Below are 14,365 nucleotides of genomic sequence, written 5' to 3'. Positions count from 1 at the left end.
AACGTGGGTGTGCCTGAAAGTCGGTGCGGGATGGCAGACTTCCCGTCATGGGATATCCCGAAGACGCCCTCGCTCAGGACGAGGAACTGATACTGCATCGCCATCCTCATTGGAAGATGTTGGTGCTTCCGGCGCTGACGTTCGTGCTTGCGACGGCCGTAGCCGGGTTCTTGTTGGGCCTCGCACAGACGAGATTGGACGGCACGGCTCGCACCGTGTCGTCCATCGCCATCGGAATCATCTGGCTCGGTGTCGTGGCCTGGCGATCGGTTGCGCCGTTCACGGTCTGGAAGTTCACGCATTTCATCGTCACCGATCGGCGAGTGCTCATCCGCCACGGAGTGCTCACGCATACCGGTATCGACATCCCCATGGGGCGGATCAGCAATGTTCAGTTCCGCCACGGCTTGATCGATCGAATGCTCAAGACCGGAACTCTGGTCATCGCCTCTGCCAGTGACGATCCGCTCGAGTTCGACGACATTCCTGACGTCGAGCACGTTCACGCCCTGCTGTATCACCAGGTTTTCGATTCCATGCAGCAGCCACCATCGCAGCCACCGCAGCGGCCGGCGGGTGAAAACGACGACCCGAACGATCGAAATGGCTGGTAATCAACGTGCAAAGGCGTGTTGTCCGTAGTCTGTTCGTGTGACTGCCGTATTGCTAGCCGAAGACGACGAGGCCATTGCCGCACCCCTCTCCCGCGCACTGGGGCGTGAAGGGTATTCGGTGACGGTCGAACCGACCGGACCCGCTGCGTTGCAGCAGGCGCTCGAAGGTGATTTCGATCTGTTGATTCTCGATCTCGGCCTTCCGGGCATGGACGGCCTCGAGGTCTGTCGACAGATTCGTGCGCATCGCACCTCGCTCGCCGTGCTGATGTTGACCGCCAGGACCGACGAAGTCGACTTCGTGGTCGGGTTGGACGCCGGCGCCGACGACTACGTCAGCAAGCCGTTTCGTCTCGCCGAGTTGATGGCACGTGTGCGAGCACTCCTGCGTCGCCACGGTGGCCGCGAGGACACGATCGTCGAGGTCGGTGGCATCAGGCTCGAGCCCGCGGCACGACGGGTACTCGTCAACGGCTCCGAAATCGCCTTGGCCAACAAGGAATACGAACTTCTGCGGGTCCTCCTCGAACATGCCGGGGAAGTAGTATCGCGCGATACGATCCTTCGTGAGGTGTGGGGCGACGTCGAGCTTCGTGGATCGAAGACGCTCGACATGCACATGTCGTGGCTGCGCCGCAAGATCGGTGACGAGGGCCCTGCCGTGGAACGCAGAATTGCCACCGTCCGCGGTGTCGGTTTCCGAATCAACACCGACTAACTTCTCGAGAATCAGGAACTGCCGGCATGCGGCGTCGCATATTGCAGTCGATTCTCGCTGTCGTGATCATGACGGCGTTGCTGCTGGGGGTTCCGCTGATCTACACGGCGTGGCTCTGGGTGGAGGACGTGACGCGAAGTGATCTCCGGGTGCGCCTCGACCGGATGGCCGCTGAGGTCATCGCGCAAGAGGGGACGAACGGACTCGTCGAAGGTGCGTTGAACACCGATTCGCTCAAGGTTCTCACCCCGAACGACGGGCGCCTCGTCGTCGTGTATCCGACCGTCGTCGACGGCGCTGCACGCGTCGACGTCGGTGAGGCGACGGTCAAGAACGCACTCGTCGAATCGCTCGCGATGGGAACGTCCGGCTCGTTGCGCCTCGAGGTGCCGTCGGAGAACTTGCGCACCCAGCAGAAGCAAGCGGTGATGGCCGTCGGTGTGCTCGTGCTTCTGTCCATCACGGCAGGCACCGTGGTCGCTGTGGTCACTGCGCGTCGGCTTGCCGATCCGCTGCAGGATGTGGCCGACCGGGCGGCACGCCTCGCCGAAGGTGACTTCCGGCCGGATCCTCGTCGGCACGACATCCCCGAACTCGACCGCGTGTCCGACGTCCTCGACGCGGCAACTGTGGAGATTTCGGTGCGGCTGCAACGAGAGCGCGCGCTGGTTGCGGACGTCTCGCATCAACTGCGCAGTCGACTGACTGCAGTGCGGCTGCGACTGGACGAGTTGTCCGTTCACGAAGATCCTGACGTCGTGAACGAGGCCGAGGAAGCCATGGCGCAAGTGGACAGGCTCACCGACGGAATCGACGACCTGATTCGCTCGTCGCGCACCAGTGGGTCATCGGCGAGTCTGGTGTCGGTAGTCGGCGAGCTGGAACAGGTGACCCGCGACTGGCAGGCTCAATTCGACGGAGAGGGACGCAGGCTCCGCCTACGCGGCGATCGCGCGGTGATGGCCGCGACCACAGGTTCGCGTCTGCGTGAAGCTGTTTCCGTTCTGGTCGACAATTCGTTCGAACACGGTGAAGGTACGTGCACGGTGTCTGTCCGATTGATCGACGGTACCGGGCGCAGTTCGTCTCGTCGTGACTCGATGGTGTGCGTCGAGGTCACCGACGAAGGCTCCGGCGTGGAGAACGATCTTGCACCGCACATCTTCGACAGAGGATTTTCGGGGGCCGGGTCCACCGGCGTCGGGTTGGCGCTCGCACGTGCACTGATCGAAGCCGACGGGGGCCGACTGGAACTGCAGAGGCGTAAGCCTGCCTTGTTCGCGGTCTTCCTGCCGGTGGCCAACACTGCGCCGACCGCGGACGTCGTTCCGCACCGCGAACCGCGCTGACCGAAAGGCTCGCGCAGACGGAAAACTCAGGAGTGCCCGAGTTCCTCTTCGGCATCAGGAATGACCGGGTCAGGCGCCGTGGTTTCGGATAACGCTGTGGTTTCGGATAACGCCGTGGTTTCGGATAACGCTGTGGTTTCGGACAATCCTGTGGTGTCGGACAGTTCGAGCGGTTCCGGATTCTCGTCGGGAAACACGAACTTGCGGAAGGCCCAGAATCGGAACGCCATCTGCAGCAGGTTGCCGATGACGTACGCACTGATGAAGTCGGCAATGTTCTCCGTCGCCAAGCTGACTTCGGGTACGCGCAGGTTGAAGACGTAACTGGAGATGTAGAGCGGGATGAAGCTGATGACGACGCCGATGGCGCTGATGATGAAGAACAGCGCAGCTTCGTGCGCTGGCTCACGGCCACCACGGTTCTTGAACGACCACTCGCGGTTGAGAATGTACGACGCGATCACCGCGACGACGCCGGCGATGATCTTGGCCGTGATCGGCTTGGATTCGAGGATCGACAGCTTGAGTGTGTAGAAGATGCCCGAGTCGATCAGGAAGGTAGTTCCGCCGACGATCGCGAATTTGATCAGCTCGCTGTGACGCAGAGCGATGTCACGAAACGGTTGGGGTATGCGGGCAATGACCCCGTCGACAAATGGCACAACAGATGAGTTTACGAAACGAAACCGCGTTACCACCAATTTGCCGCGGATTCATCAGCAGAATCACAGATTGGGAACGCTGAATGAACGGGCGAACACGGCACATGACAACATAGAGAGCCGTGACCGGCAACAACGATCCCGCGCAGATCCCCGCCCGCCCGACCACCCCTCGACCGGCAAAAGCATCCATGCCCGTCGTCACCATGATCGGTGGCGGACAGTTGGCCAGGATGACTCACCAGGCGGCGGTGGCCCTGGGCCAGACGCTCCGAGTGCTCTCCGGGACTGCGGACGAGCCGGCAGCTCAGGTCAGCCCCGATGTCGTGCTCGGTAGCCACACCGACCTCGACGCTCTTCGCCGCGCAGCGGTCGGTTCCAACGCGTTGACGTTCGACCACGAGCACGTGCCGACCGAACATCTCGAGGTTCTTGTTGCCGAAGGCGTGAACGTTCAGCCTCCGCCGCAGGCTCTGATCTTCGCTCAGGACAAATTGCTGATGCGTCGCAAACTTGCCGAACTGGGCGCACCTGTACCCGCGTACGCCGAAGTGACGTGGGCGGAAGACGTCGTGCGTTTCGGTGCCGAACACGGTTGGCCGCTTGTCATCAAGGCAACCCGCGGAGGCTACGACGGCCGGGGCGTCTGGATCACCGATGATCAGGACGAAGCAGAAGCCATTGTCACCGAGCAGCTGGACAAGGGTGTTCCGCTGATCGTCGAGGAAATGGTCTCGATGCGTCGGGAACTGTCTGCCATGGTTGCGCGGTCGCCGTTCGGACAGGGCGCTACGTGGCCGGTCGTAGAGACCGTTCAGCGCAACGGCCAGTGCGCCGTCGTGATCGCACCTGCCCCCGCCCTTTCGAGTGCCGTTGCCGAGGAAGCCGAACAATTGGCGCTACGCATCGCTTCCGAGTTGGGTGTCGTCGGCTCGATGGCCGTCGAACTCTTCGAGACGACTGACGGCACTCTCGTGGTCAACGAGCTGGCAATGCGCCCGCACAACTCCGGTCACTGGACGATGGACGGCGCACGCACCTCTCAGTTCGAACAGCATCTGCGTGCCGTTCTCGACTACCCGCTCGGCGACACCTCGCCGATCGCGCCGGTCACGGTGATGGCAAACGTTCTGGGTGCGCCGGAAGCGCCCGAGATGACGATGGACGAGCGTGTCCATCACCTCTTCGCGCGGATGCCCGATGCGAAGATCCACCTGTACGGCAAGGGTGAGCGCAAGGATCGCAAGATCGGCCACGTCAACATCGTCGGCGGCGCCGGATCCATCGACGACCCGAATTACGTTGCCGCAGTTCGGGAACGCGCCGAGCGCGCAGCACATTGGCTTTCGTATGCAGTTTGGACCGACGGATGGGATGTACACGGTGAGTGAGAGCGCGCAGGTCGGCCTGATCATGGGCAGCGATTCGGATTGGCCGATCATGGAAGCTGCAGCCGAAGCTCTGGCCGAGTTCGGTATCCGGTTCGAGGTCGGTGTCGTCTCGGCGCATCGCACGCCTCAGCGGATGCTCGACTACGCCAAGGAAGCCGCGGGCCGCGGAATCAAGGTCATCATCGCCGGTGCCGGTGGCGCCGCGCACCTTCCGGGCATGGTTGCCTCGGCTACGCCGTTGCCGGTCATCGGTGTTCCGGTGCCGCTCAAGTACCTCGACGGTATGGATTCACTCCTCTCGATCGTGCAGATGCCGGCCGGCGTCCCGGTGGCGACGGTCTCGATCGGCGGCGCTCGCAACGCCGGTCTGTTGGCTGCTCGGATCCTCGGCGCTTCGGATCCCGCACTGCAGCAGCGGATGGTGGCTTTCCAGGAGAGCCTCGAGGCGATGGTGCTCGACAAGGACAAGGCGCTTCGCGAGAAACTGCTGGGCTGATCTTCTCGTGTGTGCACGGCGTGGGCTGCCGCTGATCCGAGCGAGTCGGGGCAGCGCGCAGTCCGCATTCGTCACTCGCGTCGCCCTGTTCTACGCCGGGATTCTCGGCGCGGACATCCGCTTCGACGACGAGTCCGGGATCTTTGTCGCTTCCGGGCTGCGCGGCGGGTTCGCCAGAGGCGGAACAACTCTCGGTGGTGTGTACCTCACCCGGCGAAACACGACTCGATCCGTCCTTCGTCACGAGGCAGTTCACGCGGACCAATGGGCCAGGTACGGAATCGTATTCGGGCTGCTGTACCTGCGTGAGGAGTTGCGTCATCGCGGTCCGCGGAACCGATTCGAAATCGAGGCCGGTCTCGAAGACGGCGGTTACCGCACCCGAGTGAAAGCTCGTCAGTAAAAGCTACTCTTGGCGGCATGGCTCGTTTTCCGACTAGTGAACGCTTCGTCCGCTGGAGCGCGGAACATGCTCGCGGTGTGGACATCTGCATTGCGACGGTTGCCGCACTGTTCAGCGTTGTCGTTGCGGTCGAGGCGAGTCCGCTGGCGGTGTTCGTCTCGCTGGGTATGACCGTTCCGTTGGCATGGCGACGCTCGCGCCCCGAACTCTCCGGCATGGTGATCGCAGGGTTCGCAGTTCTACACGTGATCTTCATCGGCAACACACTGCTCGCATCGGCCGTTGTCGTGCCCATCTCCCTGTACGCGCTGGCCGCCTATGGCGCTCGGTGGAGTTCGCTCACCGGCCTGGTGCTCGCGTTGCTCGGCTCGATTGCCGGAACTGTTCGATACTTCGGCTACGACGGAATCCCGGTGTCTTCGCAGGTCATGCAGTCCGTGGCCGTCATGATCTTCATGCTCGCGGTCTGGGCGTTCGGTGATTTGCGTCGAGTTCGCACCAAACAATTGGAAGGTCTGACCGAGCGCGCACGGTTGCTCGAACTCGAGCGTGCGCAGGAAGCGGAAATCGCGACGATCAGCGAACGCTCGAGGATTGCGCGCGAGATGCACGACATCGTCGCGCATTCGTTGACCGTTGTCATCGCTCAGGCCGACGGCGGACGTTACAGCGCGGCCAAGGATCCTCAGGCTGCAATTCAGGCGCTCGAAACCATTGCCTCCACCGGTCGCCAAGCGTTGACCGACATGCGATCGCTTCTGTCCGTCCTGCGTGAGGACACGCCCCGGGATTTCTCGGTGATCCCGGGCGCCGGCGATATCGACAGTCTCTTCCACGAGTTACGCAGCAGCGGACTCGACATCGCCGTCAGTGTGACCGGTGAACCACGCGAACTCTCTGCGGGTGCGGGGTTGACGGCGTATCGCATCGTCCAGGAATCGCTGACGAACGTTCTCAAACATGCGGGGCCAGGAGCACAGGCGAGCGTCGAGATGACGTGGGCTGAAACCGAACTCGTTCTCGGCATCACCGACGACGGACGAGGCGGCAGCGCCGCGCTGGTCGAATCGTCACCAGGCGGACAGGGACTGATCGGAATGGCCGAGCGAGCCAAGCTGCACGGAGGCAAAGTAACCGCCGGGCCGAAATCAGGCGGCGGATACAGTGTCCGGGCCGTCCTGCCGTATGAACGAACGTCTGGGTAGGTCTTGAAACGTCTGAAGGTCTTAAGGTGAGTGGCATGGACGAACACGTGGCTCCGATCGCAGTGGCACTGATCGACGATCAGCAGCTGGTCCGCGCAGGTTTTCGAATGGTCATCGACTCGCAGCCGGATCTGTCCGTGGTGGTCGAGGCTTCGGACGGTCAGCAGGCATTGACCGAGTTGGCGGCCCGACATGTCGACGTCGTCCTGATGGATGTCCAGATGCCGAAGATGGACGGCATCGAGGCGACCCGTCGGCTCCTGGCCGACCCCGATGCGCCGAAGGTCGTGGTGCTCACCACCTTCGACAACGACGAGTACGTGATGTCGGCAATCAGGGCGGGCGCCAGCGGCTTCCTGCTCAAGGACGTGCCACCGGAACAGTTGCTCGACGCCATCCGCACCGTGCATCGCGGGGACGCGGTGATCGAAGCTCGGGCCACTCGGCGACTGCTTCAGCACGTCGGACCTCTCCTGGAAGGTTCGGCGCCCGAATCGCAGTTGCCCGAAGAGCTGACACCGCGCGAGGTCGAGGTGCTCGAGGCCATGGCGTACGGGCTGTCGAATTCGGAGATCGCCGCAAAATTCCACGTCTCCGAAACGACAGTGAAAACCCATGTCGGACGGGTTCTTTCGAAGACCCATTCACGTGATCGTGTGCAGGCCGTCGTCTTTGCCTTCCAGATCGGACTTGTCCGGCGCGCAGATCTCCTCGGCACCGAGGGCTGACGCGCAGCCCTGTTCAGTCCTACCCCGGGATGACACCGGGCTCTCCAAGATCGCCCCGCGCTCCGACGCGGAGACCACTTGCGCTGCAATAACGTCGATTCCGTCATAGCGAGAAGCTTTACGGAGGGCAAAAAATGCATGCGCACACCACGACGGAACCAGCCGCAGTGCCGGCGATCACTGCCCGCGGTGTCACCAAGGTGTACGGCACCGGTGAGACCACGGTTCACGCGCTCGGCGGGGTCGACGTGGACTTCGGTCGTGAGCGGTTCACCGCGATCATGGGCCCGTCCGGCTCCGGAAAGTCGACGCTCATGCACTGCCTGGCCGGGCTCGACACGGTTTCGGGCGGACAGGTCTTCCTGGGCGACACCGAAGTCACGAAACTCGGCGACACAGAACTCACCGAACTTCGACGCGAGCGAATCGGATTCGTCTTCCAAGCGTTCAACCTGCTGCCGGTGCTCACTGCTCGGGAGAACATGCTGCTGCCGATGAAGCTGGCGGGTAGTGAACCCTCGCCCGAGTGGATGGACGAGGTGATCGGGAAACTGGGCCTGTCGAAGCGCCTCGACCACCTGCCGCACGAGTTGTCCGGTGGTCAGCAGCAGCGTGTAGCTGTCGCCCGCGCACTACTGCCGCAGCCCGACGTGATTTTTGCCGACGAGCCCACGGGAAATTTGGATTCCCGTTCCGGGACCGAGGTTCTGGGCCTCTTGCGCACCAGTGTTCGGGAGACCGGTCAGACGGTTGTCATGGTGACACACGATCCGGTGGCGGCGTCGTATGCGGACCGAGTCGTGTTGATCGCGGACGGGCGTATTGCCGGAGAGATCGACCATCCCACCGTCGACTCGGTGATCGGTGCCATGCGAGCACTCGGTGCCGACGACCTGGCTGATGTTCCTGCAGTTTCGGGTGCACTGCGATGAGGGGTCTGGCCTTTGCCCAGGCGCGGGCACATGCCGGGCGCTATGTGGCTTCGATACTCGCCGTGGTGATCGCAGTCGGATACATCGTCGCGACTTTGACATTGAGCTCGACGGTCGATGCGAGTGTGAGTAAATCACTTGCGACGCAATACGAAACCACGGATGTCGTCGCCTCCGGTCCAGGCGTGACGGAAGCACTGCTGGGTGCGGTGCCGGGCGTCTCGGCAGTCGCCGACGACGTGTCGACGTATGTTCGCGTCGACTCCGAGGCAAAGGGCGCGTCCTACGGGGATGCTCTCTCGATCGCCGACAATCCCGAATTGCGTTGGGAGAACTTGTCGGAGGGTTCGCTTCCGGCCGGTCTGGGGCAGGTGTTGGTGAGCGCGGACTCCGGGATACCGACGGGTGCCCGAATCACTGTCACGGCAAGGGATTCGACGGTCGGTGTCGCTGCGCCCACCGCGCAGGTGGTCGGGCTGGTCGATCTCTCCGGTTCGGCGCAACGGCTGGGTGGGATCAAGATATTCACCACCGCCGAGCAGGTGAGCGCGTGGGCCGGGGACAGCGCCAAACGTGAGTTCCGTGTCGCCGGTGACGGTTCGCGCTCTCAGCAACAACTCGTGGATTCGATCGCGAGCGCGTTGCCCGCGGACTCCACCGTGTTGACGGGAGAAGAAGCCACCGACAACGCGGCAGCGGAATACATGGGTGGCACCAAGATCCTCAGCACGGTGTTGCTCGCCTTCGGTGCCATTGCCGTTGTTGTTGCCGCGCTGGTGATCGCCAATACGTTTGCCGTTCTGCTCGCCGCGCGCACTCAGGAACTCGCGTTGCTGCGATGCGTCGGCGCCACAGCCAAACAGGTTCGCCGGAGCATTCGCAGCGAAGCCGCTGCGGTCGGCGTGATCGCCTCGGTGATCGGCGTCGGACTCGGTGTCGGACTTGCCTGGGCGATCGGTCGCGTAGCAACGGCCGCAGATGTGCCGGTGCCTCTTTCGTCACTGAGCGTCACCCCGGTGACCGTGCTGGTCGGTCTTGCCGTCGGCATCGTGATGACGATGCTCGCTGCATCTGCGCCCGGGCGGGCGGCAACGAGGCTCTCCCCGCTGGCGGCACTGCAGCCGATGGAGTCCAAGCCCGAGAGCGTTCAGGTGTCGGTCGTGCGCCGGGTTCTGGGCGTCGTGATACTGCTCGCGGGAATCGCGATGACCGTTCTGGGAGTGACGAATCAGCAGGTGCCGGCGGCGACTGCCGGTGGACTCTTTTCGTTCCTGGGGATCGCAGCACTGTCCGGGCGAATCGTGCCCGCGCTGATCAATGCCGCCGGCGGAGTGCTGGCGAGACTGATCGGTCCGGTGGGAAGCCTGGCAGCAGGCAACGCCGGTCGGAACCCACGCCGGACCTCGGCGACAGCCACGGCCCTGTTGATCGGTGTGGCCTTGACGAGCACGCTCGTCGTGGGAATCGCGACGGTCAAGGAAGCCGCACCCGCGGCGATGGACAGTCAATTCCCCGTCGACGTCATGGTGAGCAGTTCCGGTTCGGCACCGCTTCCCGCAGGGTTGGGCACAGACATCGCCGCGGTCAACGGCGTCGGCGCGGTGAGCGGTCTGGACAAGGCCGAACTGACGATCGACGGGCGCGGTTCGTTGGCCGGGTTCGGTGTCGACGCTGCTCGGGTGAAAGATGTTCTGCGTACCGAGATCTCGGTACCCGCGGCCGGTCAGTTGGTGCTCTCACCCGCTGACCTGACCGAATACAAACTCTCGGCGGGTGAGACGGCGACGGTGCGTGGGGATCGCGGTGCCGTGAACGTCAGCGTGATCGAAGGTGTGAAAGGTCAACCAGCGCTGTTGGATCGAGGCGATCTGGGTGCAGCCGCCACCACGTCGACCACCGATTCCTACTGGGTCAGGTTGGGGACGGACACCGACGAAGAGGCGCTCGCTGCCACCGACCGCATCACCGAACTGGCACGCCAGGAAGCTCCGGGCAGCGATGTTCAAGGAATGACCGAAATGCGCTCGGCGCTCGATTCGATCCTCGACACCATGCTCATGGTGGTTGCCGGGTTGCTGTCGGTAGCGGTGTTGATCGCTCTGATCGGCGTCGGAAACACCATGGCACTGTCCGTTCTCGAACGGCGCCGCGAATCCGGACTGCTTCGCGCACTCGGACTGACCAAGAAGGGAATTCGAGCCATGTTGATCTGGGAAGCACTGCTGGTGGCAGGAGTCGCATCGGTGATCGGAGTGCTGTTCGGGATGGTGTTCGGTGTAGCCGGTACCGCCTCGGTGTTCGGGATCGAGGACGTCGCCCTCAGCGCAGTGCCGTGGGCGCAATTGGTAGCCATCGTGTTGATCGGCGGAATCTGCGGTGTGATCGCGTCACTGCTCCCCGCTAGGCGGGCGGGGCTGGTGTCACCGGTGACAGCTCTCGCGAGCTAGCGTTCAGAACTGCTTCGTGACCTTCTCGGTGCCCACTCGGCGCGCGGTAGCTTCCGCGTCCGGGTGGGCTACCTGCACGAGTGAGGCGCCCGCGGCGAGAACGGCCAGAAGCCCGTCGATCAATTCGTCTGCCGTGTCCCACGTGCGGCTGGAGAGGACACGATCCGTCGACGCCAATTCGACGTTCTTCGCCGATGCCCGTGCGGCGTCGATCGTGTCCGCTACGGACCGGCCTTCCAGCGCCGAACCGGCTCCGGCGCTACGGAACTGGTCGCCGTGAACACGAATGGAGGTTGCGTAGTCGGCGACGCCGAGCGGAAGATCGCTCAAACCTTTGCCGAACGCGTCGAGTGAGAGTGCGGCTACTTCCGGTACGTCCGCAACATCGTCCAGGCGGTCGGCAGTGACAAAAGCCAGTTCGGCGTCGGCGTCGGGGGAGAGGACGACCTCACCGCCTGCCCACCACACACCCAGCAAGACGGCGACGCTCTGCCAGTGCGCGGGAAGCAGCACGGCAACTTTGCCGCCGGGCTCGAGAGCGAACTCGTCCCGAACCATGTTCGCTGTCTTTGCCGCCCAGTTGGCCAGAGTGCTCGCAGACAATTCGATGCGCTCACCGGTGGCGTCGTCGTAGTAGGTCACGCGAGGGCCGGCCGGGTCGGCAGCCAGGATCGGTCCGAGGAGGGCGTCGGTCAGGTTGTCTACAGGCGAAGGCACGTAATCAGCTTACGCAGCCGTTCAGTTAACACAGCGGGGACCGTTGGAGGCTGCATCGATCGGGGGACCGGGCGGTGCCGGGGTTGGGCTGGTCTCGGTGGTGCTCGCCGATTCAGTCGTGGTCGCTGCGCCTTCGGACGGGGATACCGCATCCGCGGATTGCGGTCCGGAGTAGTCCTCGGCAATGACAACCCGAACCTTGCCCGAGGACAATGACGAATCCGCCTTGACCGTCAGACCGCCGAGTGCCTCGGCCACCGCGAGTGCAGCGTCGTCGTCCGCGGACTTTGCGAACACCGTCGATTCGGAGACGTAGGAGCCGGTGTTGTTGCCGACCTGTCCCTGCTTGTACCCGAGGGCACTCAATGCCTCGGAAACCCCGCTGGCCAACCCCGCGACGTCACTGGCATTAGCGACGTCGACCGTGATCGAGGATGCATTCACGGTGGTCGGTGCCTCGGAGGTCTCCTCCGAGTCCTCGCTGTCGGCGCCGACCAATCCGGCGATGTACTTCTTGACGGCCTTGGGATCGACCTTGACGATGGACTCGCCGTAATCGGTCATGCCGTTGATGTCGAGAACGGGAATGGTCTCGAATTGCACCTTTCCGCCGGCCAGATTCTGCAACTGCTTGGCGAATTCGATGATGTCCCAGTCGTCGTCGATGACGACGGAACGCTGAACGGCCGAGGTCAACTGACTGAGCTTGCCCGGGTCACTGAGGGTTTTTGCGCTGAGTACCTTACTGACGAGGGACGCCATGAACACCTGCTGGCGCACGATCCGGTCCAGGTCGCCGCGAGGAAGGTCGTGTCGTTGTCGCACGAAGCTCAGCGCGTCGGCGCCGTCGAGTGTCTGTTTCCCGGCTGCGAAGTTGGCTCCGGACATCGGTTCGTCGACTGGCGCGTTGAGGCAGACGTCGACTCCGCCCACTGCGTTGGTCAGCAGGACGAATCCGAGTAGACCGACTTCGGCGTAGTGATCGACGGTGATGCCGGTCAGATTTCCTACCGCTCCGATGAGCGCGGTCCGGCCGGCTTCCGTCGACTTCTTGTCTGCGTCGCTGTCGGACGACCCGTTGTTGACCAACTTCAGTCGCTCGGTTTCCTTGGTGGCACCGAACGCGGCGTTGATCTTCGACATACCGATACCGGGGACGTTGACGTACGCGTCTCGGGGAATCGAGATCGCGGTTGCCGAACTTCCGTCGTTGGGGACGCGGATCAAGATGATGGTGTCGGTGTTGGACGCAACTTCCTCACCAGCGCGCAACGAGTCGAGCTCGCTTTGTGAAAGCGGGTTGCCGTGTGCGTCGGTGCGACTGTCGGTTCCCACCATCAGAATGTCGATGGCTCCGTCCTTGCCCCCACCGAGGCCGAGTCCGCTTGCAGTGGCAAGGCTGTTTCTCAACGAGTCCACACCTCGCCATGCGAACCCGGTGACCAGCAGTACGAGCACGGAGAGCACCGCGACCGCTATGCGAGCCGGGCTCGTCTTGGTCCGAATCGGCGCAGGTCGTGGACGCGCGCGGCGCTGCGGTTGCTGGTGGGACACCCCTTCAGGTTACTGGTCCGATGCTCGGCCGCGGGTACCTCGACGCGGCGTGCCAGACTCAACCATGTGACGAATATCCTGCTCACCGGCGCCCGAGGGCAGCTCGGAACACGTATCGATGCTCTCGCAACGTCGGCGGGTCACACTGTGACGGCCGTCGGTTCCCGCGAGCTCGACATCACAGACAGCCGCGCGGTCGACGACTTCGTCTCGCCCGATTCGGTGCTGATCAACTGCGCTGCGTACACGGCGGTCGACGCCGCCGAGACCGACCAGGAGGCAGCGAGGGCGGTCAACGAGATCGGACCGCTGAATCTCGCGCGAGCGTGTGCGCGGGCCGGTTCGCGGTTGATCCACGTTTCGACGGACTACGTCTTTCCGGGTGACGCGAGCACTCCATACGACGTCGATGCACCGACCGGTCCCGCGACGGTCTACGGCCGAACCAAGCTGGACGGCGAGATCGCAGTACGAGAGTCGGGCGCCGACGTGGCCGTTGTCCGTACCGCGTGGGTGTATTCGGGTGGCGGTACGGATTTTGTCGCCACGATGCGCAGGCTCGAAGCCGAACGAGAATTCGTGAACGTCGTGGACGACCAGATCGGGTCACCCACGTACAGCGTCGATCTGGCCGGCGGCATCGTCGAACTCGCGCTGCGGGACTTCACGGGTGCGTCGACGTTCCACCTGACCAACGGCGGGCAAGCCAGTTGGTACGAGTTGGCGCGAGCGGTGTTCGAGGAGATCGGAGCAGACCCGGCGCGGGTGCGCCCGTGCAGCAGCGCGGACTTCGTGCGCCCTGCGCCCCGCCCGGCATATTCGGTTTTGTCCGAGCGCGCGTGGGTTACCGCGGGAATGACGCCGCTGCGTCCGTGGCGAGAGGCTCTGCACGCCGCTCTGGCGTGAGCATTGTTCGGGGCAGTGCCCGTGGGCGGCTAGGCTGACCGGCGTGAGTCCCAAGCTGGCCGTGGTAACGGTGACGTACTCCCCAGGCGAGCATCTCGAGAATTTCTTGAGCACGCTCGCCGCGGCGACGACAGAAAAACCCCAGGTCATCATGGCCGACAACGGGTCGACCGATGGTGCGCCGGAGGCGGCGGATGCCAAGTACGAGCATGTTCGTCTGCTTCGTACAGGGGGAAACATCGG

15 protein-coding genes are annotated in these 14,365 nt (G+C 63.5%); 12 read left to right on the top strand and 3 right to left on the bottom strand.

Annotated elements, in window-relative coordinates:
- The first annotated feature begins 47 nt into the window (after positions 1-47).
- Genes ABX74_RS28430 through ABX74_RS28420 form a run of 3 tightly spaced genes read left to right on the top strand, consistent with a single transcriptional unit; the run spans position 48 to position 2,681 of the window.
- Complete coding sequence (locus tag ABX74_RS28430; protein WP_021343702.1) at positions 48-614, top strand: PH domain-containing protein; 567 nt, start codon at positions 48-50, stop codon at positions 612-614.
- 37 nt (positions 615-651) lie between these two features.
- The gene (locus tag ABX74_RS28425; protein WP_003940916.1) at positions 652-1,332 is read left to right on the top strand and encodes a response regulator transcription factor; all 681 of its coding nucleotides are present in this window, start codon (positions 652-654) and stop codon (positions 1,330-1,332) included.
- Positions 1,333-1,358: 26 nt separating this feature from the next.
- A complete protein-coding gene (locus ABX74_RS28420) occupies positions 1,359-2,681 on the top strand; it encodes a sensor histidine kinase (RefSeq protein WP_019747754.1) in 1,323 nt (440 codons plus the stop codon).
- A 26-nt stretch (positions 2,682-2,707) separates the two neighbouring features.
- Here ABX74_RS28420 and ABX74_RS28415 read toward each other — a convergent pair whose 3' ends face one another.
- On the bottom strand, positions 2,708-3,343 hold the full coding sequence (locus tag ABX74_RS28415) for a GtrA family protein (RefSeq protein WP_047890253.1): 636 nt from the start codon (positions 3,341-3,343) through the stop codon (positions 2,708-2,710).
- Between the two features lie 191 nt (positions 3,344-3,534).
- On the opposite strand from ABX74_RS28415, the gene ABX74_RS28410 reads away from it, so the two are divergent.
- The 7 genes from ABX74_RS28410 (at position 3,535) to ABX74_RS28380 (ending at position 10,945) form a co-directional block, all read left to right on the top strand.
- Entirely contained in the window at positions 3,535-4,734 is a 1,200-nt protein-coding gene (locus ABX74_RS28410) for a 5-(carboxyamino)imidazole ribonucleotide synthase (RefSeq protein WP_020907084.1), read from the top strand.
- Positions 4,718-5,230: a 5-(carboxyamino)imidazole ribonucleotide mutase gene (gene purE, locus ABX74_RS28405; protein WP_047890252.1), complete on the top strand. Its 513-nt coding sequence runs from the start codon at positions 4,718-4,720 to the stop codon at positions 5,228-5,230. Before ABX74_RS28410 ends, purE begins: the two co-directional genes overlap by 17 nt.
- A gap of 7 nt (positions 5,231-5,237) precedes the next feature.
- Positions 5,238-5,633, top strand: coding sequence for a hypothetical protein (locus tag ABX74_RS28400; protein WP_047890251.1), 396 nt, complete (start codon positions 5,238-5,240; stop codon positions 5,631-5,633).
- A gap of 17 nt (positions 5,634-5,650) precedes the next feature.
- A complete protein-coding gene (locus ABX74_RS28395) occupies positions 5,651-6,838 on the top strand; it encodes a sensor histidine kinase (protein ID WP_019747758.1) in 1,188 nt (395 codons plus the stop codon).
- Between the two features lie 35 nt (positions 6,839-6,873).
- Complete coding sequence (locus ABX74_RS28390; RefSeq protein ID WP_019747759.1) at positions 6,874-7,566, top strand: response regulator; 693 nt, start codon at positions 6,874-6,876, stop codon at positions 7,564-7,566.
- Positions 7,567-7,700: 134 nt separating this feature from the next.
- Positions 7,701-8,498, top strand: a complete 798-nt coding sequence (locus tag ABX74_RS28385; RefSeq protein ID WP_019747760.1) for an ABC transporter ATP-binding protein — start codon at positions 7,701-7,703, stop codon at positions 8,496-8,498.
- Positions 8,495-10,945 carry an ABC transporter permease gene (locus ABX74_RS28380; RefSeq protein WP_047890250.1) on the top strand — a complete coding sequence of 817 codons (2,451 nt, stop codon included), beginning with the start codon at positions 8,495-8,497 and terminating at the stop codon, positions 10,943-10,945. Before ABX74_RS28385 ends, ABX74_RS28380 begins: the two co-directional genes overlap by 4 nt.
- A 3-nt stretch (positions 10,946-10,948) precedes the next feature.
- Here the strand turns inward: ABX74_RS28380 and ABX74_RS28375 are convergent, their stop codons facing one another.
- Positions 10,949-11,662, bottom strand: a complete 714-nt coding sequence (locus ABX74_RS28375) for a TIGR03089 family protein (protein WP_020969208.1) — start codon at positions 11,660-11,662, stop codon at positions 10,949-10,951.
- Positions 11,663-11,683: 21 nt separating this feature from the next.
- Positions 11,684-13,168, bottom strand: a complete 1,485-nt coding sequence (locus ABX74_RS28370; RefSeq protein WP_047890283.1) for an LCP family protein — start codon at positions 13,166-13,168, stop codon at positions 11,684-11,686.
- Between the two features lie 114 nt (positions 13,169-13,282).
- On the opposite strand from ABX74_RS28370, the gene rfbD reads away from it, so the two are divergent.
- Together rfbD and ABX74_RS28360 are read left to right on the top strand one after the other, a co-directional pair.
- Entirely contained in the window at positions 13,283-14,122 is an 840-nt protein-coding gene (rfbD, locus tag ABX74_RS28365; protein ID WP_019747764.1) for a dTDP-4-dehydrorhamnose reductase, read from the top strand.
- Positions 14,123-14,165: 43 nt separating this feature from the next.
- The coding region (locus tag ABX74_RS28360; protein WP_047890249.1) for a glycosyltransferase family 2 protein at positions 14,166-14,365 on the top strand (200 nt) is incomplete at its 3' end.

The sequence above is a fragment of the Rhodococcus sp. ARP2 genome, from assembly GCF_001029585.1.
In the GTDB taxonomy this organism is placed as follows: Bacteria; Actinomycetota; Actinomycetes; order Mycobacteriales; family Mycobacteriaceae; genus Rhodococcus_F; species Rhodococcus_F erythropolis.
Note: the sequence above shows the minus strand (reverse complement) of the source record. Positions and strands in the feature narration are given on the sequence as shown.